Here is a 26,438-nt window from a genome sequence, read left to right as displayed (position 1 = left end):
CATTGAAAACGCTTTTAAGTGTGATTTTAAATCTGCTTAAAAGCTTCAATTGCTCGAATACGACTTTGTTTTAAATCCACAATTGGCTTTGGATAATTGAGCTCAATATTGGGATTTTTTGCATAAGGTTCATGAATGGTTTTTGCGTCTAAATGTGCAAGTTCTGGAACCCACTGTCGAATGTAGTCACCTTGTGCATCGAATTTCTGCGATTGGCTGATAGGGTTAAAAATACGGAAATAAGGTACGGAATCAGTTCCTGTGGATGCACACCATTGCCATCCTCCGTTATTGGCAGCCAAATCCCCATCAATAAGATGTTGCATAAACCATTGCTCACCTAAACGCCAATCAATCAATAGGTTCTTGGTGAGAAACATGGCGACAACCATACGGATCCGATTATGCATCCAGCCTGTGTTAAGTAACTGGCGCATACCTGCATCGACGATAGGAATCCCTGTCTGACCTGTTTGCCAAGCGCTTAAATCATTTGCAGCATCGCGCCATTGTAGTTGCTGTGTTGGCATTTTAAAGGGCAAGTGCTTTGACACACGCGGAAAATCAAACAGGATATGCTGATAAAACTCACGCCAAAGCAGCTCATCAAGCCATGTTTGTTGTCCAATATGATCAATAGAAAAATGTCCAAATTGTGCTCGAAATAGGGCATTGAAACACTGTCGAATTGAAAGGATGCCTATATTTAAATAGGCTGAAAGCTGGCTGGTGGCTTCAATTTGGGGAAAATCACGTTCAAGTTGATAATGACGGACTTTATTTTCAATAAATTCATCCAAGACATTCAAAGCATATTGTTCGCCAATTTGCCATTGCTTGTTGATCTGATTCGGATCGAATGTAAAACCAAGCTCGGCCAAAGTTGGCAGGCTATTGTTATCCAACTCGCCCACATCTATTGCATCATTTAAGGCTTGAGTCTCAGGAGTAGGGAAGCATTGCGGGATCGAAATACTCAGTTGTTCATAGCAGTATTTTTTAAATGCACCGAAGACTTGATAAGGTTGATTGGATTTATTGCGAATTGAACCGACAGGGAACAGAGTGCGATCATGATATAAAACCAAATCACGGTTACTTTGATTCAATTGTGTTTGAACTTGGAAATCTCGATTTAATTCATTAACACCGCACTCAATATTGGCGTGTACATTTTCAATGTCCAGTTTTTGACAGAGTTGATCGATCTCTGCTGCAATGTTTTCCCATAAGGGAACAGTGCGGATAATCAACGGAATTTGAATAGAAGCAAGTTCTTGTTGAATGGCTTGAATTTGTCGTAAATAGAAATCAAGCTTAATCGGTGCATCGTCATGCATCCGCCATTGTTCAGGTGAAAGAATCACCAGTGCAATTACAGGACCGCTTTGCGCTGCATGCCATAGGGCAGTATGGTCTTGAATACGTAAGTCTTGACGGAACCAAAGAAGTTGTTTTTGCATAGGATTGATAGGAATGGATTCATTCACACTAGGTTTTCATCAATTTAAACCAATACGCATAAAAAAGGCAAAGTAAAAACTTTGCCTTTTCGATCAGATCAAGCAGATCTTAGTGGTGATGACCACCAGCACCGTGTACATGACCGTGCTCTAATTCTTCTGGAGAAGCATCACGAACTTCTGCGATTTCAACTTCAAAAGTAAGATCTTGGCCAGCTAATGGGAAGTTAGCATCAACGATGATGTTGTCGCCTTCGATTGCTTTAACAGTAACGATTTGAACACCATCATCAGTTTGAGCTTGGAACTGCATACCAGCTTCAATGTTCTCAACACCTTGGAACATTTGAGCAGGAACTTCTTGAACGAGGTCAGGGTTGTATTCGCCATAACCTTCAGCAGCTGGGATAGTGACTGTAAATTTGTCACCTACAGTTTTACCTTCTAAAGCTTTTTCTAAACCAGGAATGATGTTACCTGCGCCATGTAAATATGCAAGTGGTTCACCTTGTGATTTATCGAGAGTTTCACCCTCAGCGTTAGTCAGCGTATAGTGGAAAGAAACCACGTTGTTATTTGCAATAGCAGTCATGTTATTGATCCATTCGGTAATCGATAATTTTAAGGCTACATCATAAAGTGAAAAGCAATTTTTGTAGACTAAAATTACTAAAAAATTGCATTTTCATCTGTATTTTGACCATTTTTTCATAAATATGGGCAAAAATTTAAATTTCAATGCAATTTTATTTTTGGCGCGATTTTTCGTGTAACAAAATCTTTAGCCGTTAACAAGCCTGCATGAGCATAGCCATATATCGTCGCTTGATGAATACGATATAAAGACACATACATCGATTTTGCCACGAAGCCTTGAACATTGACCTGACCAAGTAGCTCACCGACCGCTTTATTTTCACTGAGTGATACCAGTGAACCTTTGTCTGCGAACTGGAACATTGGCTGTGGTCGTCCTTTGATGCGTGCATTCATTGCATCTACTAGAAACGAAGCTTGTTGACTTGCGACTTGTGCACGTGGACCAAGTGGTGCTTCTCTTGCATCTAAGATACAGTGGGCGCAATCACCAAAGGCAAAAATGTTTGGATCAGCCTGAGTCTGTAAGGTTGCGTATACGTTTAAACGCCCCATACGATCTTTTTCAAAGCCTGCTAAATTGGCAATTACTTTAGGGGTTTTTATCCCTGCTGCCCAAACTTTTAATTGTGCTTCTACGGATGTGCCATCACTAAAATAGACTTTTTCAGCATCTACTTTTTCAACACGTTTGCCCGTTAATACATCTATTTTCATTCGTTGTAATTGCTGTGTGGCATGCTCAGCCATTTTTTCAGAAAGTGCAGGTAAGATACGATCAGCGCCTTCAACCAAAGTAATTTTGACATTGTTTGGGTTAATTTTATTTAAACCATATTTATAAAAGTTCTGTTTGGCTTGAACCAACTCAGCTGAAAGTTCAACACCTGTTGCGCCTGCACCAATCACGGCAATGTGTAATTCACGATCAATATTTTTATTTTGAGCATCTAAATACAAGTGCAGTAAGTCCTGTTGGAAGACTTCTGCTTGTTGGCGACTGTCGAGATAATGACAAAACTCTTTAACCCCAGGCGTATTAAAGTCATTGGAGACTGAGCCGACTGCCAGAATTAAGGTGTCATATTGCAGGGTGATTTGCTCTTGATTGGATTCATATTTACTGGTTTGGGTTTTGCTAAGCTCGATGGTTTTGTTATCACGATCTAAATGTTCAAAACGACCCAAGACAAATTCATAGTGATGCTTGGCTGCATGTGCATAATAATTGGTTTCTTCATCACTTGGGTTCATGGTGCCAGCTGCAATTTCATGTAGCAATGGCTTCCAGATATGGGTGAGTTTTTGGTCAACAAGGGTGATTTTGGCTTTTTTACTCTTTCCAAGCGTATCACCGAGTTGTGTCACCAGTTCTAAACCACCAGCGCCACCACCAACAATCACGATATGATGTAGATTTGACATAGAAAACCTAAATTGTTGTTATGAAAATAGAATGGCATAAATATGCCATTCTATTTAATTGTTTAGGTTTTTTTTGTATTACAGGTTACATAATTATAATAAATCTAACTAAATTGGTTGGTTTTAATTAAATCCCAAAAATTGACTTGATCCATTCGATTAAACGTTCAAACCAAGAGGCTTGTTCGATATGCACTTCATCTTCAATATCAAAACTTTGAATCAGTTGATTGTTTTGGTAAACATTCACTTTTGCCAAATGCATGATCTTTTCTAAAGGTGCGGTAAGTGATGTCTCATTCAGTTCAACATTCAAATGGGTTTGAGTTGTTGTAAGCGGTTCAACTGCTGCCAAGAGGCCATTTGCCTCAGTTTTCATGATACGGCTATTTACAACATCAAAAGTCGCTAAATCAATTGGTGTCGCATCGTTATATAAAGATGTGGTAATGAGTTGAGGTTTTTTTGCTTCAACCTTAAACATTTTTAAGGTGGATTTAACTACAGGAAGCTCAGCAATCAATTGTTTGTCTTTAATTGCGACTTCATCACGGGTGTAGGCATAGCCCAAGTTTAACAGTTTATGTGCAATTTCCGCGCGTTTAACTGCACTTTTTGCACCCATCACCACCACAATTAAACGACGATCAGGAGACTCTGTAATGGCAGAAGGACGATGAGCTGTCAGTGCTAAGTTATAGCCGGCTGCTTTGGTGAAACCCGTTTTTAAACCATCTACACTTGGATCAGACTTTAAAACAAGGTTGGTGGCATGATGAAAATGTTGGTTATAACTAAAACTTGGCATCACTGAATAATGCATATATTCAGGGGTTTGTGATGTTACTGCTTGACCTAAGATCGCCATATCATGAGCTGACGAAAAATGATCAGGCATGGTAATACCTGGAGGGTTGGCAAAATGAGTATCCGTCATGCCCAAGGCTTGTGCTTCTTGGTTCATACGAGCAACAAATGCAGGTACGCTACCTGAGATACGTTCTGCCAGCGTTACTGCTGCATCATTGGCAGACATCACAATCAATCCAGCAAGAAGTTGGTCAATTGAGATTTGCTCACCTTGCTTCAGGTACATTTGAGATTCATCCCATTGCACGATTTGAACTACGGGGGTTGCAGTAATAATCTCTTCTTTTTTGATATGACCTGCTTTGAGTTCTTTCAACGCAATATAGGCGACCATCATTTTGGTCATGGATGCTGGCGCACGCTGTACATGACTATTATATTCAGCAATGGTTTGACCCGATTGTGTATCTAATATTGTCCAAGCTTCAGCTTCAACAGATTGCGGATTAATATTAAGTAAAGCGGCGTTAACAAACGTGGAGCAAACCAAGCCAGTTATCGCGATAAAAGAAGCAAGAATTTTCAACAGATTTACCTTTAAGCCAATCCTATGGCAAGAGTGCATAAACTTTGCGAATGCTATGCCTTTTTTGCACTCTTCGCTAGTCAGAATCGTAGAGAATTGCGACTAAAATCGCCTGACTTTGTAAAAAAATGCTAATCTAATTGGTAATTTCTCACTGTCTATTTTCGAATATATATTTATGTTGCATTATCAGATTGAATTTGACGATTACCGTCAGCACCTCATTCATGTCACATTGCGCTTTTTGGCGAACCCTACTCAAGTTTTGTCACTTCCTACATGGATTCCTGGTAGCTATTTGATCCGTGAGTTTTCTAAACATATCGAATCTGTGAAAGCCTATGATGAAGCGGGTCGTCAACTGCAAATTAATAAGTTTGAAAAAAATAAATGGCGTTTATATAACACCGACCATGAACTGATTACTGTTGAATATGATGTTTACGCCTATGACCTTTCGGTACGTGGTGCATATGTCGATCAAACCCGTTTATATGTCAATCCTGCTTGTATTTGCCTAGGGTTGCAAGACCAAGAAGAATCAGCAATCGAAGTTGAAGTATTTTTACCTGAAGAATTAAAGCATTTTCAAATTGCCACAGGTTTAGAGTCAAGAAGCTTGGTGAAAGGGCGCTATACCTTAAAAGCCAACAATTATGCACAATTGATTGATGCACCATTTGAATTGGCGGATCAAACCCGTTTTAGTTTTGAAGCGAATGGGATTCCACATGAATTTGTGGTTTCTGGTCAGCATACAATGAATGCAGCGCGTATGAAGCAAGACCTTGAAAAAATCTGTAGTACAGAAATTTCAATGTTTGGTTCAGCACCTTTTGAAAACTATACTTTTATGACCATGGCAACTGGCAATAGTTATGGTGGTTTAGAGCATCCGAATAGTACCAGTCTGATTTCGCCACGTGATGATTTTCCTAAAGCAAATGAACCTGTAGAGCCTTCTGCGGATTATCAACGCTTCCTTGGGTTGTGTAGTCATGAATATTTTCATTCATGGTTGGTTAAATTTATCCGCCCTGAAAACTTTGCAAATTACGATTTAGATCAGGAAGGCTACACCTCACTGTTATGGATTTTTGAAGGTTTCACCTCTTATTATGATGATTTGATTCTGTATCGTAGTGGTGTGATTTCTCAAGCATCTTATTTAAAGTTGCTAAAAGGGCAAATTGATCGTTATCTACAGAATCCGGGACGTTTTATTCAATCTGTTTCAGAGTCTAGTTTTGACGCTTGGATTAAATTTTATCGTCAAGATGAAAACTCAAATAATGCTGGAACCAGTTATTACAATAAAGGCTGTTTGGTTGCACTCAGTTTAGATTTAGGTCTACGTTTACGTGGTTCTAGTTTGGATGCGTTAATGCGCCGTTTGTATGAAAATACCCAAAAGGGCATGCAAGTCAATGAGCGTACGATTGTCGAATTGTGTAACGAACTGACTGGCGATAATTGGATCGAACAGATTAATCATTTGATTAATACCACAGATGAGCTACCACTGGATCAATTGTTCCCTGAATTTGGTTTGAGCTATAGCTTACAAAATGAAAAAGCACTTCCATTCGGTTTGAAAGTTGCTGAAAAAGCTGAGGGTGTTATCATTCAGCAAGCGCGTCGTGATGGTGTTGGCGCAAAAGCAGGTCTGTCTGCCAATGATGTGATCATTGCGATTGATGGTTTAAAAGCATCTGAAAAACTTTTAAACCAATATGCAAAACAGCAAGGTCAATTTACGGTTTATGCATTCCGCCGAGATGAGTTTTTACAATTTGAGTTGCAAGGCGGCGAAGTTGCATTGACTACGGTTGAGTTGACTGTATTAGATCAAGCCAAAGCTGAGAAATGGTTAAAGGCTTAATTAAGTTGTGTACCCCCAAAAACCGATGTTAAAACACATCGGTTTTTTTTCGCCTAAAATTTAACGTGGTATGATCAATCAATTACCACGATATGTTGAATATCCATAAGGGCTAATCAACAGTGGAATATGATAATGTTCAAGACTTCCATCAATCACAAAAACCACTGGAACTTCTGGGAAAAAAGCACGTTGGTTATTTTGTTTAAACCATTCACCAGTTTGAAAAGTAACCTTATAGACACCTTTATCTAATACTTTGTTTTCAGGGTATAAGGATGAAATTCGCCCATTACTGTCTGTGCTTCCTTCATTAATTTTTACCCATTTATCTTTTTGTTGCGCTTCAAGAATGACTTTAACATTGCTTGAAGGTAAGCCATTTTCAAGATTTAATACATGTACGCTTAATGGGTTTTGGGCAAAACAAAGCCCAGAAAAGAGGGTTGCTGAAATAGCTAAAGTTAATTTTTTCATCATCAATTTTTACTAAGACTAAAATCACTATGTTAAGGTCAAGTTGAAGTGTTGCCGTTAAAAAAATGTAAAATTATATTAATTGTTAAAATTTAACGATGTATGGGGATTAAATAATTTTTATTTAACAATTAGATAGATAATTAAAATAATAGATAAAACAGTATCGTTGAGAGATTTCTAAATGAAATGCTTAGGCTTGCAAATGAGCCAGTCTAAAAAACGATGCATATTTTATTTAGATGCTTGTATAAGTTAGAAACCGATTTGACTGGATAAATACCCTATAAAAATTTTTTCAGATTTAAACTTACATACTATCCTTGGCGATTTATAAGACTAATTATAATGTGATTAGAGGCAGCCAAAAAATTCAAGCAAACCTTAGCCTTGTGGTTTTTAAAATGTTATAGTCAAATTTAATTATTAAGTTTTTATAAATAAAATATTAATCTATTGTTTGTAGTGAGTGCTTAAATCTAGTCTTGTATCTGCTTCGTCGTGGTCTAACAGGATGTGCAATTCATACATTCGACAGTGAGAAGGAAAATATAATATGAAAAAATCTCTTTTCAATATACCAAGTATAGTTTTGTGTGGCGTTCTAATCTTGGTGACATCTGTTGCGCGAGCAGACGGTACAGGCAAGCTACAGTTTCTATATACCGCTTATTTGGATGTACCTGCCTTGTTTCCAAAAACACTTGCTTCATGCAAGAAATTTGACGCATCGACAGAGCCAGAACTACAACGCTTGTATGATCAGTGGTATCAACAGCACGGACGTTATCAAAAGGAATTGCAACAACTGATATTTAAATATCTTAGTAAACAAATGGGGACAGCAAAAACAAAGAAGGTTATTGCTGAGATCAAAAAAGAAGTTAAAGGGGAGCTAGTAAGCTTATATTTTCCACAAAATCATACTTGGACCGACAATTGGTTTTGTACTAAATTGCTCCCTGAAGATCTGACAGGAAAGGGCTTAATGTTGAATTACGCAGACTATGTTGAAGAACTTAAGCAGAAAGTAAAATAACGACACCGCCCTAATTTTAAGCGGCTTTTTGATTTTGAAATCAGTCAAAGTCGCTAAGTCGATAAATCAGCAATGATTTATTTCAACCCAAATCTGCAACAACAGTAAAATGAGGTAAATAAGCTAAAGCGTCATCCATTTTTATATTCATGATTCCCAGTTAAAAGAAATCAACATATTTGTCATTAAACTTTCTAACTGTATATTTTAAAATCATCCAACAATAAATTTATTCTAAATTTTGAATTCATAATACAAAAGGGTAATGTCAATGAAAAAACGTTTCTTAAAGCTCATCACAATTGCATGTGGTTTAGGCGTAGCTCCACTTGGATTTGCTGCAAATTGTTCAAGTACAATTAGCAATAATGCTGTGGCAAACTTAACTGTCCCAGCAGGTGCAACATGTACTTTAAATAGTACATCTGTTGATGGAAATGTGAATGTGCTCAATGGTGGGAGTTTGATTTTAAATAATTCTTCAGTGAGTGGAAATGTGCAAGCCAATACAGCCAAAGTATTAAAGTTAGTCAATTCTTCTGTTGAGGGGGATGTGCTTGCAGGTCAGGTTTCGTCAACATTGAGTTTAAATAAATCCATGATTTCAGGAAATTTACAATGTTCTACACTAACGAAACTACAAAGCAGTATGAGTAGTGTTGAAGGTAAAACTACAGGGAAGTGTCGTTAAAGATCAAAAGTATCTGTAAAAAAGCACTCAATATAGAGTGCTTTTTTGACGCTTAAATTTTTTGAACAATGATTTAAGCTTCGATGGCTTGTACCGCAATTTTTTTCGCAGGATCAACTTTACGGCGTACCACTGGAACAGGTTCACCATAATATTGACGATCTGCAAAATAGCTTGAACGAACCATTGGAGCAGCCCAGATATTTCTAAAACCAAGCTTGTGACCGTGTGCAGTATAACGCTCAAATTCTTCTGGTGTAACAAAGCGGTCAATTGGTGCATGTTCTTTAGAAGGCTGTAGATATTGACCAATTGTCACATAATCAACACCGTGTGCATGTAGATCATCTAACAGAGCAATCACTTCTTCTTCGGTTTCACCAATACCCACCATCAAACCACATTTTGTTGGCACATCAGGGCAGTATTCTTTAAACATTTTTAATAAGTTTAAAGAATGTTGATAGTCTGAACCCGGACGCATCGCTTTATAGAGGCGGGGTACCGTTTCGATGTTATGGTTAAATACATCTGGTGGACATTCAGTCATGATACGCAGTGCAATATCCATACGACCACGGAAATCAGGAACCAATATTTCTAATAATGTTTTTGGACTGAGTTGACGCGCTTCTTGAATACAATCAACAAAATGTTGCGCACCACCATCTAAAAGATCATCACGGTCTACAGAGGTAATCACTGCATACTTTAAACCGAGATTGGCGATGGTTTCTGCCATATGACGAGGTTCATCAGGATCAAGTGCATTTGGACGACCATGTGCAACATCGCAGAACGGGCAGCGACGGGTACAAATATCACCCATGATCATAAAGGTTGCAGTACCACCACCGAAACATTCTGGAAGGTTAGGACAAGCTGCTTCTTCACACACAGTATGTAATTTTTGTGCACGTAAAGTGGTTTTGATTCGTTGAACTTCATCAGGCGCAGCCATTTTGACACGAATCCAGTCCGGCTTTCGTGGTGCTTCAACCGTGGGAATAACTTTTACAGGTATACGAGCAACTTTTTCCGCGCCACGTAATTTGACACCCTGTTCTGGTTTACGGTTCTCTGACATATTCAACTTTTCCACTGTTTTCTACGGGGGAGATTATGCTCATTATAGCGGAAATGCAAAAAGATAGGGCAAAAACACTATTCATATACTAAATGTCGTTATCACAGAATATATGCATGCGAAATACAGAAAATTGTTTTGGTTTAGGTCATAATATCGCATAAGACAAGAGATAGACTGAATTTACTATAAGGAGCTTTGAATGCCACGTAAGAAAGAAGTCGTTAGTGGGAAATTTGTGAAATACGATGCGGTCGTACTTGGCTCTGGTCCTGCTGGTGAAGGCGCGGCAATGAAGCTTGCTAAATCGGGTAAGCGTGTTGCAATTGTAGATATTCGTGAGCAACTTGGTGGTAACTGTACCCATGTCGGCACCATCCCAAGTAAGGCTTTACGTCAGACAGTTTCAAGTATTATCCGTTACCAACGTGATCCAATGTTTAAAAAAGTAGGGGATTGGAAACAATTCACTATGAAGCAAGTTTTGCGTAATGCGCATAAAGTGATTCAACAGCAAGTTGATACCCATTCACGTTTTTATGACCGTAACCATATCGATGTATTTCACGGTCGCGCATATATCCAAGATAAAAATACGGTGATTATTTTTAGCGAAGATGGTGTTAAAGAAACTTTAGTTTTCAAACAGCTTGTGGTTGCCACAGGTAGCCGTCCTTATCACCCACAAGGTTTAGACTTTAATCATCCGCGTGTATTTGATTCAGATAAAATTTTAGATCTGGATTATCCAATTCATAAAATTATTATTTATGGCGCGGGTGTAATTGGTTGTGAATATGCATCTATCTTTATTGGTTTAGACCATAAAGTTGACTTGATCAATACACAGCATCAGCTGCTCAGTTATCTCGATGATGAAATTGCTGACGCGTTGTCTTATCACTTACGTGAACAAGGCGTGTTGATGCGTCACAATGAGCAAATCGATCATTTAGAAACGTTTGATGATCATGTGGTCTTGTATTTGCAAAGTGGTAAAAAAATTAAAGCTGATGCCATTCTTTGGTGTAATGGCCGTTCAGGAAATACCGATGGTTTAGGTCTTGAAAATGTAGGTATTACACCAAACAGCCGTGGGCAACTTGCGGTAAATGATCAATATCAAACCGAAGTTGAAAATATCTATGCGGCAGGTGATGTTGTGGGTTGGCCATCCCTTGCTTCTGCAGCATATGACCAAGGTCGTTGCGCTGGTTCAAATATGAGCGGCGAAGAAAATGTTAAGCCAGTGAAAGATATTCCAACGGGGATTTATACCATCCCTGAAATTTCATTCTTTGGTAAAACTGAAAGTCAGTTAACTGCTGAAAAAATTCCATATGAAGTTGGACAAGCATCATTCCGTCATTTGGCGCGTGCGCAAATTACAGGGGATACAGTCGGCGAGCTTAAACTATTATTCCATCGTGATACCTTAGAGTTATTAGGTGTGCATTGTTTCGGCAATAATGCGGCTGAAATTATCCATATTGGACAGGCGGTGATGCAAAGTGGAAACAATACCATTAAGTATTTTGTTGAAACGACATTTAACTATCCAACAATGGCAGAAGCCTATCGTGTTGCAACATTGAATGGTATGAATCGTTTGTTCTAAACAAATATTCAGAATTAAAAACCCGTAAGTCATCTTGCGGGTTTTTTTATGCCATATTTAAAAAATTTGATGTATGAACTGCATAGTCTTAAGTGGTTCAAAGGTTTATCATAGCGGCAGTTAAACTTGTGGATGACGCTATGAAAATTGTTGCAGATGAAAATCTAGCATTTACTGAATATTTCTTTTCAGAATTCGGAACCATTCATCAAGCAGCAGGACGCAATTTGACTCATCATGATGTGAATGATGCTGATGCGTTATTGGTACGCTCTATAACAAAAGTCAATGAACAGTTGATTCAAGATACAGTACTAAAATTTGTCGGTAGTGCAACCATAGGGACAGACCATTTAGATATTCCAGCATTAGAAAAGCACCAAATCGCATGGTCAAATGCAGCTGGTTGCAATGCACAAGCCGTTGCAGAATATGTCATCACGGCTTTACTGCATCTCAATCAGGATTTTCTAGATTTAGGGAAAAAGTTTACTTTAGGCATTATTGGTCTAGGCAATGTGGGAACACGATTAGCATATATGGCTCAGTTGTTGGGCTGGAATGTAATTGGCTATGATCCCTTGTTACAACGAGAAAATGTTCAGCAAGTTGAATTTGACGCCTTATTAAAGAAAGCCGATGCGATCAGCATACATGTGCCTTTAACCCAAACAGGGCCGTTTGCAACACATCATTTAATCAATGCTAATGCATTGGCGCTGATGCAGCCTGAAACCATCTTAATTAATTCAGCGCGTGGTGCTGTTGTTGAAGAAGCGGGATTAATGGCAGATATCTTAAAAACACGTCGTAAAGTGGTGTTGGATGTATTTGAACATGAGCCTGAGATTTCACAACGTCTATTGGATTTAATTACAATTGTGACGCCACATATTGCGGGTTACAGTCTGGAAGGTAAAGCACGTGGTACTCAGATGATTTATGACGCATTTTGTAAAACATTTGCCTATACCGCGCATAAGAAATTTGAATCACAATTACCGGCATGTGAACAATATTTTTATGGCAATAACATTAAACAAACGCTAAAAAAATACTTAGCTGAAATTTACAATATTCAGCGAGATGATGAAAATTTAAGAGATTGCTTAAAGGACGGCAAGGTGGATCAAAAAGCTTTTGATTACCTTCGTAAAACTTATCCTTTGCGCCGTGAATGGGCTGCTCATGGAGGGCCAAAAGCATGAGCATAGATTTTAAACCAACATGTGATATTCAGGCGCTTAAAGCACGAGCAAAACTCTATAGACAAATTCGCCAATTTTTTATTGAGCGTGATGTTTTAGAGGTTGAAACTCCGATCTTGTCTCAAGCGGGTGTAACTGATGTCCATCTGGCTTCCGTACAGGCTCAGCGTCATCTACATGGCAAAAAACAAACGCATTATTTACAAACTTCACCAGAGTTTGCCATGAAGCGTTTATTGGCGAGTGGCAGTGGTGCGATTTATCAAATTTGTAAAGTTTTCCGAGATGATGAACATGGGCGTAAGCACAATAGTGAATTTACTATGTTGGAATGGTATCGTCCGCAGTTCAGCTTGAAAGATTTGATGCTAGAAGTCACTGATTTATTGAATGTGGTTTTGGCTGAACGTTTTGGTGAAGTTCGACCAACCGTACTCAGTTATAAGCATGCATTTATCGATCGTTTGGACTTGAATCCACTGCAAGCAACGTTGCAACAATTAAAAGATGCGACACACCGTGTAGGACTCAATCTGGATTTGGGTGATGATCGTTTGGCCTATATTGATTTGTTATTTTCTCATATGGTTGAGCCAAGTTTAGGTTTTGATACGCCGTTATTTTTAACTGATTTCCCCCCAGAATTGGCCTCTTTGGCAAAGACTAAATTGGATGAGGATGGTGAGTTAGTTGCTGCACGTTTTGAGCTCTATATTGAAGGGTTAGAACTTGCCAATGCCTATGATGAGTTGATTGATGCTGAGGTTTTGCGTAGTCGTTTTCAAGCAGATAATGCTGAGCGTGAAAAGCTGGGTTTATATGTAATGCCAATCGATGAGTATTTGCTCGCTGCTTTACCGAATATGTCAGATTGTGCGGGTATTGCTTTGGGAATTGATCGTTTGTTAATGGTGGTGATGAACCAAATGAAGTTGGAAAAGGTGATTACATTTCCTGCGGATGTGTCTTGATATAATGTCGTTTTGGACCATAGATAGATATTTATTCATGCTATGGTCAATGAATGATTGGATGTTATTTAAAAGAAAATACGATATCTAAAATCTAAAAACGCCTCTCATTGTTGAGAGGCGTTTTTTTAAACCGTATGATGATGATGACCTAACTCATGCTTTAAATCAGCAATCGCTTCAATACGTTTTTGAATCAACATTTCACCGATATCTGGACCTTGAATATCTGAGGGTAAATCCGATGCTTTAATCGTGCGTACAGTTTTCATTGCATCTAATAGGTAATGCGCTTGTGGGTATTCACGATTTTCTAAACCTAAACGGCCTTTAGCATCACATTCACAGGCTTGTGCAAAAGCTTCAACACGCTCAGGACGACGTAGCACATCTAAACGCTGTAATAAACGCCATAAGGTGCCTGGTTTTAAGGTAAAAGCCTGATGACATTTTAAATGTTCTTTACATACTGCTAGAGCAAGCTGTTTTGTTTGAGTGGGCACACGTAAACGATCACATACATCTGTGACAGGCTGAATCCCACGTTCTTCATGCATGATATGACGAGGTAATTCATCTTTCGGTGTTAAAGCTTTGCCCAAGTCATGTACCAATACGGCAAAACGAACATCTAAAGAATAATTGGCTTTACATGCTTGCTGTAAAGACATCAGTGTATGAATACCGCAATCAATCTCAGGATGATATTCAGGTCGTTGTGGAACGCCAAACAGGGCATCTATTTCAGGAAAGAGTACTTTTAATGCACCACACTCACGTAACACTTCAAAGTAAACATCTGCATGACGTTCCATTAAAGCACGAGAGGTTTCTTTCCAAACACGTTCAGGTGTCAGTGCTTCTAATTCACCAGATTCAGCCAGTTGACGCATCAATGCAAGTGTTTCATCAGCAATACGAAAACCATATTGTGCATAACGAGCAGCAAAACGAGCCACACGTAGTACGCGTAACGGATCTTCTGCAAAAGCGTCTGAAACGTGGCGTAGGATTTTATGTGCTAAATCATCTTGTCCATGATAGGGATCGTACACTTGACCTGCTTCATCCATCGCAATGGCATTGATGGTTAAGTCACGACGAATTAAATCCTCTTCCAAGGTGACATCTGGATCGGTAAAAAACTCAAATCCATGATAACCGTGTCCCGATTTACGCTCAGTACGGGCTAGGGCATATTCTTCTTTTGTTTGGGGATGTAAAAACACAGGGAAATCTTTCCCAACGGGTTGATAACCTTGGGCAAGAAGTTGCTCTGGCGTGGCGCCAACAACAACATAATCCTTTTCGTGATAGGGATGACCGAGTAAATGATCTCTAACGGCACCGCCTACTAAATAAACTTGCATGAAAAAACCTCTATTCTTACTGCCATCATGCATCAAAATAGAGGTTTTCTCAAGTACAGAACTTGAGTGATTGACTAAAGTTCTGCGGTATTGATGTTAAATTGACTTCAAGCTTAGCCTTCAGCTTGTTGAATCTCAGCAACGGTTAAAGCTGTCATATTAACCAAACGACGTGTTGTCGCTGTAGGTGTTAAAATATGCACAGGTTTAGCAGCACCAAGCAAGATAGGACCAATAGTCACATTATTGCCTGATGTTGATTTTAACAAGTTGAATGAAATATTTGCCGCATCAAGATTTGGCATAATCAACAAGTTCGCTGAACCTTTGAAGCGTGAATTTGGGAATGCAAAATGACGAATATTTTCATCAAGTGCAGCATCTGCATGCATTTCGCCATCTACTTCTAATTCAGGTGCGATTTCAGTCAAGATTTCAAATACTTTACGCATTTTTTGTGCACTTGGATCATTTTGATCTGAACCAAAGCTAGAATGCGAAAGTAATGCAACTTTTGGCGTCATACCGAAACGACGAACTTCTTCAGCAGCTAAAATAGTCATTTCAGCAAGCTGTTCAGCAGTCGGGTTAGTATTTACATAAGTATCAGCCATAAAGATATTGCGATCTTCAAGCATCAATGCATTAAGTGTAAAGAAGTTATTACGACCTTCTTTTAAACCAATCACATTTCTCACAAAGTCTAAATGGATATCATAACTTGCATAAGTACCACATAGCATACCATCTGCAAGACCATGACGAACCAACATTGCTGCGATTAAGGTAGAACGACGACGTGTTTCACGTTGTGCATACTCAGGTGTTACACCTTTACGTTGCATCAAGTTGTAATAGTCATCTGCAAACTTATCGTAATCAGGATTTTTTTCTTGATCTACGATGGTAATATTTACACCATGTTCAAGACGTAAACCTAATTTCTTTATATTCGCTTCAATGACTGCAGTACGGCCAACCAGAATAGGTTGTGCCAAACCTTCATCAACTGCGATTTGAATCGCACGTAATACACGAAGATCTTCACCTTCCGCATAAGCAATACGTTTAGGCGCTGTTTTCGCTTGTGCAAAAATTGGTTTCATCATCAATGCTGAATTATAAACAAATTCAGATAGACGTTGACGATAAGCCGAAAAATCCGCAATTGGGCGACTTGCAACACCTGAATCCATTGCAGCTTGTGCAACAGCAGGAGCAATTTCAAGAATTAGGCGTTGATCAAGTGGGCGTGGAATTAAGTAATCACGACCAAATGATGCAGATTTTTCACCATAAGATGCGGCATCCGCTTCAACATGTGCCATACGTGCAATCGCATGTACACAAGCAATTTTCATTTCTTCATTAATCGTCGTAGCGCCAACATCTAGCGCACCACGGAAGATATAAGGGAAGCAAAGCGCATTGTTTACTTGGTTCGGATAATCTGAACGACCAGTTGCCATGATTACATCTGGACGTACTTCATGCGCATGTTCAGGTAAAATCTCTGGATCTGGGTTTGCCAATGCAAAGATGATTGGATCAGCCGCCATGACTTTAACCATTTCTTTGGTTAAAATGCCTGCCGCAGAAAGGCCAAGGAACATATCTGCATCTGCAATCACATCTGCAAGTTGAGTTCCCTCAATATCTTGCACATAACGCTTTTTAGACTCATCCAAGCCTTCACGTTTAGTGGTCAATAAACCGCGTGAGTCAGCAACAACGATATTTTCTTTTTTAGCACCAATTGCACACAGCAAGTCTAAACAAGAAAGTGCCGCAGCACCTGCACCTGAAGCAACAATTTTGATTTCGTCAATTTTTTTGCCATTCAATTGCAAAGCATTGAGAAGGGCTGAACCTACGATAATTGAGGTACCGTGTTGGTCATCATGGAACACAGGGATTTTCATGCGTTCACGAAGCTTTTGCTCAATATAAAAACACTCTGGTGCTTTAATATCTTCGAGGTTAATACCACCAAAAGTAGGTTCTAAAGCCGCAACGATATCAACAATTTTGTCAGGATCATTTTCAGCAATTTCAATATCAAAAACGTCTACACCAGCAAACTTTTTAAATAATACGCCTTTGCCTTCCATTACAGGCTTAGATGCTAATGGACCAATATTACCTAGACCTAAAACGGCTGTACCATTACTGACCACTGCAACCAAATTGCCACGAGCAGTATAGAGCGCTGCTTTTGAAGGGTCTTTTTCAATTTCTAAACAAGGCGCTGCCACACCTGGTGAGTAAGCAAGCGCAAGGTCATGTTGATTGACAAGTTGCTTACTTGGCGTAACGCTAATTTTTCCTGGTGTTGGAAATTCGTGATAGTAAAGGGCTTGCTGTTTTAAAGATTGATCATCCATCTGAATCTCGATTATTACATGTTCCAGCGAGGCTGGTGGTTTGACTAAATTTCATCGAATATAACATTTGTTGAGCGATACCGACAGTCAAAAAATAGTTATTTCAAACAAAGTAATAGATATAAAGTCTAAAAAAATTAACAAATCTTTATAAGTTTATGCTGTTCCAAATATTTTGTGCTGTCCGCAGATGACAATGCTTTGGAAAAGTAAAAGCCTTGTAAAATATAACAACCGTGTTTTTGTAAAAATAACGCTTGCTCTTTAGTTTCAACGCCTTCAGCCACTAAGGTAATGCCGATTGCATTGCCCATAGCAATAATCGCATTGACGATTGCTTCGTCTTTTTCTTGTCCAATTTTTGAAATAAAAGCACGATCTATTTTTAAGATATCAAAAGGGTAACTGGTTAGATAAGCTAAAGATGAGTAGCCTGTTCCAAAATCATCCAAAGAAATCGAAATATGGCGATCTTTTAATTGTTGTAGGAGAAAATTAACTTCTTCTGACTTATCAAACAAAGAAGATTCAGTCAGTTCCAGTTCAAGCATATCACCTGAAATATTATATTTTTTAAGGGCATAATCGATATCTTTAACCAACTGTCCGCGGTAAATTTGTTGTGCCACAATATTAATCGATACCCTAAAATGATCAAAACCAAGGGATTGCCACTGCTGTATTTGCTTACAGGTTTCATGCAAGACAATTAAACCAATATCTGAAATGAGGCTGGTTTCTTCGGCAAGTGGAATAAAAATGTCTGGCAAGATATAACCCAAAGTTGGATGTTGCCAACGGACTAATGCTTCAAAACCATAAATACGTTGAGTTTTAACACAGATTTTAGGTTGATAATGTACGGTTAGTTCTTTGTGCTTTATGGCTTTTCTTAATTCGTTTTCTAAGTTGATCCCTTGATTGAGCAACGGCGTTTTTTTGTTTGAATAAAAATATACGGTATTTCCGCCTAAACGCTTGGCTTCGTGTAATGCTGATTCTGCATGACCATTGAGACTGTCGAGCTGTAAGCCATGCTCTGGATATAGCGCAACGCCAATAGAAATGGTGATGGTTTGTTCTTGTTCTTTAACATCAAAAGGTTGTTTAAAGGCATCTAAAATATGTTGTGTATGTTGATGAATATTGATGTTATTGCTACTTAAATTATAGATCACTGCAAAATCATCATTATTTAAATAAGCTATCAAAGAGGCATTTGGACAACATAATCTTAATCTGTGAGCGACTTGTTTTAATAATTCATCACCTTCTTTATGGCTCATAAATTCATTGAATAATTTAAAACGGTCAATGTTGATGCGTAAAACCGCAAAATTTTTAAATGAATCAGAATAGTGAATTAAATAATTATGCAGTTGTTGTTTGAAATAAAAGCGATTTGGTAAATCGGTCAGGATGTCATAATGTTCTAAATACGAGAGTCGTTGTTCTTGTTTTTTACGATCAGTTAAATCGGTAATAATGCCGACATAGTTGGAAAATTTATTTTTTTCATCATAAATTGCATTGATGTGTACCCAGAGTGCAAGTTTTTTTCCTGAGGTAAAATCAATCTGCAATTCAGACTCAAATTCTCCTTTTTGAATTAAACTTTGAGTAATCACATTATACATTTGTTGGGTACGAGAATTATTATTGATTGTGATATCAAATAGATGATTTCCAACAATATTATGTTGTTTATAATCTAAGAGTTTTTCAAAATAAGGGTTTACTTCTAAGTAGCATAAATTATTATCTAAAATGAAAACACCTTCAGCCACTTGAGCTAATACATTTGCTGCGAGTTTTAGCTTTTCTTGGTCAGTCTTTTCTTTTTGAATATCGCGTTGGATTCCCACCATTCTAAGCGGTTTGTTATTAATGTTTTTAGAAACCACTTTGCCAATGTCTTGAATCCAACACCATTGACCATCTCGCTTAACACGGTAGATTGCCTCAAAGCGCTCAGTTTTGCCTTTGAGATGTTGTTTCAGGATGGTTTTATAATTGACAATATCATCAGGATGAACATATTCATCTACGCTATTGTGTTTTAGATTGAGTTGCTTGAATTCTGCACCGCTTTTTGAGTCGGAAATCTCAAAAGTTCTTTTTTCAATATTCCAGACCCAAGAATGAATACCCGCTGTTTCATGGGCAAAAGCTAAATTGGCTTGATGATTTTCTAAGCGGTCATTCATCTGTTTAAAATCGAAAATTCGTTCTTTTACTTTTTGTTCTAATAAATGATTATGTAACTGCAATTCACTTTTCATGACCTGTGTTTTTGAGATTTCATTTTTAAGTTGTATTTCTAAGCCTTTATAATTTGCAAGTTGTTCTTGTGATTGCTTAAATAAAAACTTATTTTTCAGATCTAATATTTCAGAATTAATATAAATTTTATGTGAAGCATAAGTGCTAAAGAATAATAAAGAGAACCAAACAATGAAAATAGTGCTATAGATTTCATTGGTATTTTGAGGGAAAAGCAGGGGGAGCGTGAGCACCGGAATTGCAGAAGGAACAAATAAAGCAATAAAATAACTAAATCTTTGGTTGAGAAAATTCATTGCTAAAACATATGAAAAACTCAGCAAAAAGCTAGATAACAGAAATGAAAAAAATGGGTCAACTACATTTGGCATCATCATAAATTCTAAATTGATGATATAAACGCCAATCCCAAATAAGCTTCCTAAGATCAAACAAGAAAACTGAAAGAAAAGATCAATATGTTTAAATACTTGAACTTTATTTTGTTGTAACAGATAGGTAGAAGACAAAAATCCCGATAATATAAATAAAACAGTCAGAATAAACCAACCGCTTAATAATTCAGAGGAGGTCTTAAATAAGTAAAGATAAATTAAAGCGTCACAGATACACGTAAAAAATACCCAAATAAAAAATATCCGGATATCTTTGATTATCTTTCTGATGTTCGACGAATTCACATCATATGAAAGAAGCTCTTCCTGAACATCATTCATTAGCGCTTGCACCTCTGCTATTTTTAGAATGTGTAGGTTTAACGGAGCAACTATTTAAAATTTGCTAATTAATAGTTTCTTTGGAATTAAAATACTGTGAAATCATCCAATTTGCAATTATTTTACATGACATACATCACTTTTTAAAGCTTTGATAATTCAAAATTGATAATGCAACTACAGGTGCTGTTTCAGTTCTTAAAATACGATCACCGATGCACCAATTTTTAAATCCATATTGGTTGGCCTGATCAATTTCTGCTTCATTTAAACCACCTTCAGGTCCAATTAAAAGGGCAATATCTGGGCTTATGTCTTTCAGTACATCTGTCTGCTCTTTTTCAGGCGCGAGAACAAATTTACTCTGCGGTAATTCAGTTTTGATCCATTCATTTAGACTTAATGGCGCTAAAATATGCGGAACAAGATTCATACCACACTGTTCACAAGCTGCAATCGCTATACCTTGCCAATGATCTAATTTTTTTTGATCTCGATCATATTTTAAACGCATTTCACAACGTTCTGATGTGAGCAGTTGAATTTGAGCTACGCCCAATTCCACAGCTTTTTGAATCGCATAATCCATACGATCGCCCTTACTCATGACTTGTCCAAGTAGGGTTGTAAAAGCAGGGGTACGGTTATCTGGATTAAATGAATTGACTAAAACAGAAGCAGATTTTTTAGCGACTGCTGTTAAAGTCACTTCATATTCACCCCCTTGTCCATTGAACAAGGTGGCTTTTTCACCCACTTGTGCACGCAATACTTTGACCCAATGATGAAATACTGTTTCAGTGAGTTCAACCGTAGTTTCGACAGCTAAATCAGTTTCAATATAAAAACGGGGCATGCAGTATTACTCACAAGTTGATGATGCAATTTTGATTTAAGCTAAACCGAGATCAAGTACCAATTGGCGGTTTGGCTCAGTATGATTCATACTATAGAAGTGCAAACTTGGTGCACCTCCTGCAATAAGGCGTTCACACAGTTTGATCACAACTTCATGTCCAAAAGCTTTGATACTTGCAGTGTCATCACCATAGGTCGCAAGTTGCTTACGAATCCAGCGTGGAATTTCTGCACCTGTCCCATCTGCAAAGCGGATTAAATTGCTGGCATTGGTAATTGGCATAATTCCTGGCGCAACAGGAATATCAATTCCTTGTTTTTGGATACGCTCTACAAAATAGAAATAGGCATCTGGATTAAAGAAAAATTGAGTGATGGCCGCATTTGCACCTGCTTTGACTTTTTCTGCAAAGTGCTTAATGTCTGCATCAAAGTTGTCAGCTTGTGGGTGCATTTCAGGATATGCCGCAACTTCAATTTTAAAATGATCACCTGAGTGTTCACGAATAAAACGAACCAAATCAGTCGCATAAGGAAGCTCACCAAGGCCGACTTGACCAGAAGGTAAGTCACCTCGAAGTGCAACAATACGATCAATCCCTTGAGCTTTATAGATATCGAGTAATTCAGCAATACGTACTTTGTCATCACCAATACATGAAAGGTGAGGGGCAACAGGTGTGCCTTTACCATTAAAGTCAGCAATTGCGGCTAATGTACGTTCACGCGTCGAACCACCAGCCCCATAAGTAATCGAGAAAAACTCTGGATTTAAAAGCTGTAATTCTTGATGAACAAGCTTAAGTTTTTCCGCCCCTGCATCAGTTTTGGTCGGGAAAAACTCAAACGAAATTGGAACACGTTTGGTCATGGTTAAATCCTTTTTTATTCATACTTTTTTATTTTGTTCTAACCTCTTCGAAGTCCTTTCCTAAAAGGAGAGGACTTCGCCTTTATATTCATTAATCTGTAAATGAATATTCTTTCTCCCTAAGGGAGAAAGCGAAGGAGAGGGGGTTAAAACTTAGTACTTATAAGCCTCAGATTTAAATGGACCTTCAACTGCAACGCCCAAGTAATCTGCTTGAACTTGAGTCAATTGCGTCAATACACCACCAAAACCAACTACCATTGCAGCAGCAACTTCTTCATCTAATTTCTTAGGAATCAGTTCAACACGGATCTGTGCTGCTTTTTGATCTTCTGGAAGATCAGCAAATTTTTCTGCGAATAAGTGCATTTGACCTAATACTTGGTTTGCAAAAGAACCATCCATCACGCGTGAAGGGTGACCTGTTGCATTACCAAGGTTAACCAAACGACCTTCTGAAAGAAGAATCAGATAATCATTTTCATTTTCTGTACGATACACTTGGTGCACTTGAGGCTTAACTTCAACCCACTTATAACCACGTAAATAGTTTGTATCGATTTCAGTATCAAAGTGTCCGATATTACACACCACTGAACCTGCTTTTAATGTATCTAACATTGCAGAATCACATACGTGGTAGTTACCTGTAGTTGTTACGATCAAATCAGTATTTTGAAGAAGGTCTAGGTTAATGTCTTCTTTTTTACCTGTTTGTACACCATTTTTATATGGAGAAACAACTTCATAACCGTCCATACATGCTTGCATTGCACAGATTGGGTCAATTTCAGTTACACGTACAATCATACCTTCTTGGCGAAGAGATTGAGCAGAACCTTTACCAACATCACCATAACCAATTACTAGCGCACGACGACCAGATAACAACATATCTGTACCGCGTTTGATGGCGTCATTTAATGAATGACGGCAGCCATATTTATTGTCGTTTTTAGATTTTGTGATTGAATCATTCACGTTAATTGCAGGAACTTTTAAAGTACCATCACGGAACATTTCGTTTAGACGTTGAACACCCGTAGTCGTTTCTTCTGTAATACCATGAATTTTAGCAATAAGTTCAGGATATTTTTCATGAACAACAGCAGTTAAATCACCACCATCATCAAGAATCATGTTGGCATCCCAAGGTGTGCCATTAACATTGATTTGTTGTTCAAGACACCACATGTATTCTTCTTCAGTTTCACCTTTCCAAGCGAATACTGGAACACCAGATGCGGCAATTGCTGCTGCTGCATGGTCTTGAGTTGAGAAGATGTTACATGAAGTCCAACGTACTTCTGCGCCTAATTCAACCAGTGTTTCAATTAAAACAGCAGTTTGAATGGTCATATGAATACAACCCAGAATTTTTGCGCCAGCAAGAGGTTTTGCTGCTGAATAACGTTTACGTAAGCCCATCAATGCTGGCATTTCTGCTTCAGCAAGTTTGATTTCTTTACGACCGTAGTCAGCGAGGGAAATATCTGCAACTTTATAATCTGTAAATGAAGCATTAACCGCGTTCATCACGATCTCCTTTATATTAAAAAAATATTGATCATTCAGTTCGCGGATGCCGTTGTTGATCAGCACGAAGGTCTGACCGAATCGTCGAGCCTAGCGATTTCACATTTATGTGCCTGTGAAAAAGTCGCAGCATCCCTCGACTGGCGACTATTGTACCTAGATTTTAATAGAGTTCAAATGTAGTTGGTTAATATTCAACTAAAAGATAGAATTGTTTTTGAATCGCTAAGCTATGCAAAAATATGATCAGTATTTACTGATCTATAAACAGAAATAAAATCAAGATGATGCATTTAAGCGTTTGCCAAGTGCTAGAGCTGTGCCACGATGATTGCTGTATTTGTGATTATGCTGCGTACTTTGCTTTTTTTATCTCTGGGTTTTTTGGTTTAAAAAAGTGAATATCGGGGAGATTAAATTGATGGATATTGTAAAAATAATTGATCAGCATAGTTTTGCATTGCGACAAGCCATTGAGCAGGCTTCGCTTGAACAGCGGAAAAGTTTGGTGAAAGCTGTTTTTGCTTTTTATGAAAAATTACCGAACTTTCAATCTGCTATCGAACAAAATTATCAAATTAAAATTGATAAAAAACAATTATTTCAGGATATTGATCAAGAAAATTTAATTGATTATCAAAAGCGAATTCGACAATCAAATGCTTGCGTAGATGAATATGCCGATGATTATGAGGAATTAGCGGCCATTGAGGTGATTTCTTTGGATGCCTTTTTCTTGATGGTATCAAATCAAAACAAAAGCCAGCATTTAGTGGCTTTGTTTAATGCGATGATTGAAGTACTGGATTATTATGAGAATTTTTCAGAAAACTCAATCTATTGGAATGAAGTTTTAGAAAAAGAAATTCTTTTACAAGAGCAGATTATCAAACAGATTGCTACACATATTATTTTTGATGAATCCATTTATTGTGTGCATTATCAAACAATAGAGTTTCCTGATTTGGATTAACTGATTTGGATTAAAGAGAATGAAAAAAATCATATTGATCACATCGATTCTGACAGCGACATCAGCTTTCGCCAATGATTCTACAGGCTATGTGGGAACAGGGGGAATTGAGTACCTTAAAAATAAAAATATTGCCATGCAACGTGAAGACTTATTCATTAGTAAAAAATTAATTAAGGTCGATTATCAATTTAAAAACCTCAGTAATCAGGATATTACTGAAACTGTTTTGTTCCCTTTACCACGAGTTGATAATGCTTTTGAATCCGATTTTGCCCACACTGAGGATTTATTAAAAAGTTTTAAAATTCAGGTTAATGGAAAAGCAGTTCAACCGACAATGCATGTGCAGACATTTATACAAAGAGACGAAAAGTCTAAAGCGATTGATGTCACTGAGTTATTTAAACAGTGTGGCTTTTCACAAACTGAAATGTTAAATCCTTGGAATCGCAAAAGTGATGAATATGGGGTATTTGAAAAGAAACTGAAAGGCTGTTCAAACCCTAAAGTAAAAAGCATTTTGCCTAAAAATCCAGATGAAGTCATCAACTGGTCATCACAAGTGGTTTATAGCTGGAAGCAAACTTTTAAAGCCAATTCAATTACACAGGTAAAACATCAATATAAACCTTTAGTGGGTGGTTCGGTTGCACTATATCCAGATGAATATAATCAACAATTTTGTATGGACAGTAATTTTAAGAAAGGCTTGAAAAAAGCACAGTCGGAACATTCGCCTTTTAATGCACTAAGTTATATTTTGACTACTGGGGCAAATTGGGCAAAACCGATTGAAAACTTTAAATTGACCATTGAACGTGATCCGGGAGAGTTGGTATCGTTTTGTTGGAAAGGTAAAGTCAATAAAATTAGCCCGACACAATTCCAAATGGTTGAGAAAAACTTTGTACCCAAACAAGATTTAGATGTAATTTTTGTACATTTACGTAATTAAATAAGTGAATCAAATTTAAGCCCATTTTATATGGGCTGAAATTTATAAATTAGACTGAGGTGTTTTCAGCTGACTTGGCTTTTTCAGCCCAAAAATCAGCTTTTTCTTCATCAACATTAACGCCCATCCCGTGTTCATAAATACAAACAAGATCACGCATGGCTTGAACTTCCCCCAGTTTTGCTGCTTGCTCAACCAGCTCTACTGATTTCACTAGATCTTTTTCAACCACATCGCCACGGCGATAGAAATTGGATAACTCTAAAATCGCAGCAGGATGTTGATGTTTGGCCGCTTGCTCTAACCAGCGGTGGGAATGTTCAAAATAAGCCTTGGCTTCTTTAGGATCCTCTTCAAGGATATCTTTTGCATAATAAGCATAGCCTTCACCTAACCAATACATGGCTTCAACATGGCCTAATTGTGCTGCTTTGAGTGCCCATTCTTCTGCAAGTTGATTGTTATCTTCATCTTCACTTTGCATATATATTTCAGCAAGTTCAAATTGTGCAGCTGGATTACCCATTGCAGCACGATTGAGTAATTCTGAAGGGATTGAAAGTGGTTTAGACATAAAAATACCAATACAAGGCAATAAATTTGATAAAAAAAAAGCCAATCCGCAGATTGGCTTA

21 protein-coding genes are annotated in these 26,438 nt (G+C 37.8%); 8 read left to right on the top strand and 13 right to left on the bottom strand.

The window, feature by feature from the left end; translation table 11 throughout:
- Positions 1–26: 26 nt before the first annotated feature.
- The 4 genes from M2R48_RS14525 to M2R48_RS14510 all read right to left on the bottom strand — a co-directional run bounded on the left by M2R48_RS14525 (position 27) and on the right by M2R48_RS14510 (position 4,881).
- Positions 27–1,463, bottom strand: a complete 1,437-nt coding sequence (locus M2R48_RS14525; protein ID WP_262087504.1) for a cryptochrome/photolyase family protein — start codon at positions 1,461–1,463, stop codon at positions 27–29.
- 109 nt (positions 1,464–1,572) lie between these two features.
- Positions 1,573–2,055: a peptidylprolyl isomerase gene (locus tag M2R48_RS14520; RefSeq protein WP_004717066.1), complete on the bottom strand. Its 483-nt coding sequence runs from the start codon at positions 2,053–2,055 to the stop codon at positions 1,573–1,575.
- A gap of 143 nt (positions 2,056–2,198) precedes the next feature.
- Complete coding sequence (locus tag M2R48_RS14515; protein WP_262086570.1) at positions 2,199–3,485, bottom strand: NAD(P)/FAD-dependent oxidoreductase; 1,287 nt, start codon at positions 3,483–3,485, stop codon at positions 2,199–2,201.
- A 127-nt stretch (positions 3,486–3,612) separates the two neighbouring features.
- Positions 3,613–4,881, bottom strand: a complete 1,269-nt coding sequence (locus tag M2R48_RS14510; RefSeq protein WP_262086569.1) for a D-alanyl-D-alanine carboxypeptidase PBP6B — start codon at positions 4,879–4,881, stop codon at positions 3,613–3,615.
- 178 nt (positions 4,882–5,059) lie between these two features.
- Here M2R48_RS14510 and M2R48_RS14505 point away from each other — a divergent pair, with 178 nt between their 5' ends.
- Positions 5,060–6,763 (top strand): M61 family metallopeptidase, encoded by a 1,704-nt coding sequence (locus tag M2R48_RS14505; RefSeq protein ID WP_151956934.1) that lies wholly within the window; start codon positions 5,060–5,062, stop codon positions 6,761–6,763.
- Positions 6,764–6,841: 78 nt separating this feature from the next.
- Here the strand turns inward: M2R48_RS14505 and uraH are convergent, their stop codons facing one another.
- On the bottom strand, positions 6,842–7,243 hold the full coding sequence (gene uraH, locus M2R48_RS14500) for a hydroxyisourate hydrolase (protein WP_004717057.1): 402 nt from the start codon (positions 7,241–7,243) through the stop codon (positions 6,842–6,844).
- Positions 7,244–7,796: 553 nt separating this feature from the next.
- Between uraH and M2R48_RS14495 the strand changes: the two genes are divergently transcribed.
- Complete coding sequence (locus tag M2R48_RS14495; protein WP_262086568.1) at positions 7,797–8,279, top strand: hypothetical protein; 483 nt, start codon at positions 7,797–7,799, stop codon at positions 8,277–8,279.
- Positions 8,280–8,550: 271 nt separating this feature from the next.
- A complete protein-coding gene (locus tag M2R48_RS14490) occupies positions 8,551–8,970 on the top strand; it encodes a hypothetical protein (protein WP_239045238.1) in 420 nt (139 codons plus the stop codon).
- Between the two features lie 73 nt (positions 8,971–9,043).
- Here the strand turns inward: M2R48_RS14490 and lipA are convergent, their stop codons facing one another.
- Positions 9,044–10,057: a lipoyl synthase gene (gene lipA / locus M2R48_RS14485; RefSeq protein WP_004717052.1), complete on the bottom strand. Its 1,014-nt coding sequence runs from the start codon at positions 10,055–10,057 to the stop codon at positions 9,044–9,046.
- A gap of 202 nt (positions 10,058–10,259) precedes the next feature.
- Between lipA and sthA the strand changes: the two genes are divergently transcribed.
- From sthA to epmA, 3 genes are all read left to right on the top strand, one after another.
- A complete protein-coding gene (gene sthA / locus M2R48_RS14480) occupies positions 10,260–11,675 on the top strand; it encodes a Si-specific NAD(P)(+) transhydrogenase (RefSeq protein WP_004717049.1) in 1,416 nt (471 codons plus the stop codon).
- A 140-nt stretch (positions 11,676–11,815) separates the two neighbouring features.
- Positions 11,816–12,883: a 4-phosphoerythronate dehydrogenase gene (locus M2R48_RS14475; RefSeq protein ID WP_262086567.1), complete on the top strand. Its 1,068-nt coding sequence runs from the start codon at positions 11,816–11,818 to the stop codon at positions 12,881–12,883.
- The gene (epmA, locus tag M2R48_RS14470) at positions 12,880–13,854 is read left to right on the top strand and encodes an EF-P lysine aminoacylase EpmA (RefSeq protein ID WP_262086566.1); all 975 of its coding nucleotides are present in this window, start codon (positions 12,880–12,882) and stop codon (positions 13,852–13,854) included. Before M2R48_RS14475 ends, epmA begins: the two co-directional genes overlap by 4 nt.
- 128 nt (positions 13,855–13,982) lie before the next feature.
- Here the strand turns inward: epmA and M2R48_RS14465 are convergent, their stop codons facing one another.
- The 6 genes from M2R48_RS14465 to ahcY all read right to left on the bottom strand — a co-directional run bounded on the left by M2R48_RS14465 (position 13,983) and on the right by ahcY (position 23,872).
- Positions 13,983–15,224 (bottom strand): multifunctional CCA addition/repair protein, encoded by a 1,242-nt coding sequence (locus M2R48_RS14465; protein WP_239045241.1) that lies wholly within the window; start codon positions 15,222–15,224, stop codon positions 13,983–13,985.
- Between the two features lie 113 nt (positions 15,225–15,337).
- Positions 15,338–17,608, bottom strand: coding sequence for an NADP-dependent malic enzyme (locus M2R48_RS14460; protein ID WP_004717035.1), 2,271 nt, complete (start codon positions 17,606–17,608; stop codon positions 15,338–15,340).
- 137 nt (positions 17,609–17,745) lie between these two features.
- Complete coding sequence (locus M2R48_RS14455) at positions 17,746–20,607, bottom strand: EAL domain-containing protein (protein ID WP_315972844.1); 2,862 nt, start codon at positions 20,605–20,607, stop codon at positions 17,746–17,748.
- A gap of 136 nt (positions 20,608–20,743) precedes the next feature.
- The gene (locus M2R48_RS14450; RefSeq protein ID WP_262086565.1) at positions 20,744–21,463 is read right to left on the bottom strand and encodes a 16S rRNA (uracil(1498)-N(3))-methyltransferase; all 720 of its coding nucleotides are present in this window, start codon (positions 21,461–21,463) and stop codon (positions 20,744–20,746) included.
- Between the two features lie 36 nt (positions 21,464–21,499).
- Positions 21,500–22,336, bottom strand: coding sequence for a methylenetetrahydrofolate reductase [NAD(P)H] (gene metF / locus M2R48_RS14445; protein ID WP_034616209.1), 837 nt, complete (start codon positions 22,334–22,336; stop codon positions 21,500–21,502).
- Positions 22,337–22,489: 153 nt separating this feature from the next.
- Positions 22,490–23,872 (bottom strand): adenosylhomocysteinase, encoded by a 1,383-nt coding sequence (ahcY, locus tag M2R48_RS14440; RefSeq protein WP_004823092.1) that lies wholly within the window; start codon positions 23,870–23,872, stop codon positions 22,490–22,492.
- A 508-nt stretch (positions 23,873–24,380) separates the two neighbouring features.
- On the opposite strand from ahcY, the gene M2R48_RS14435 reads away from it, so the two are divergent.
- Both M2R48_RS14435 and M2R48_RS14430 read left to right on the top strand, forming a co-directional pair.
- Positions 24,381–24,845, top strand: a complete 465-nt coding sequence (locus tag M2R48_RS14435; protein ID WP_239045244.1) for a hypothetical protein — start codon at positions 24,381–24,383, stop codon at positions 24,843–24,845.
- Between the two features lie 19 nt (positions 24,846–24,864).
- Positions 24,865–25,803: a DUF4424 family protein gene (locus tag M2R48_RS14430; RefSeq protein ID WP_244013483.1), complete on the top strand. Its 939-nt coding sequence runs from the start codon at positions 24,865–24,867 to the stop codon at positions 25,801–25,803.
- A gap of 49 nt (positions 25,804–25,852) precedes the next feature.
- Here M2R48_RS14430 and M2R48_RS14425 read toward each other — a convergent pair whose 3' ends face one another.
- Positions 25,853–26,377: a tetratricopeptide repeat protein gene (locus M2R48_RS14425; protein WP_262086564.1), complete on the bottom strand. Its 525-nt coding sequence runs from the start codon at positions 26,375–26,377 to the stop codon at positions 25,853–25,855.
- Positions 26,378–26,438: the final 61 nt, after the last annotated feature.

The sequence above is a fragment of the Acinetobacter sp. I-MWF genome, from assembly GCF_025433935.1.
In the GTDB taxonomy this organism is placed as follows: domain Bacteria; phylum Pseudomonadota; class Gammaproteobacteria; order Pseudomonadales; family Moraxellaceae; genus Acinetobacter; species Acinetobacter guillouiae.
The sequence above is the reverse complement of the archived record's forward strand: the minus strand, read 5'-3'. Positions and strand labels throughout refer to the sequence as shown.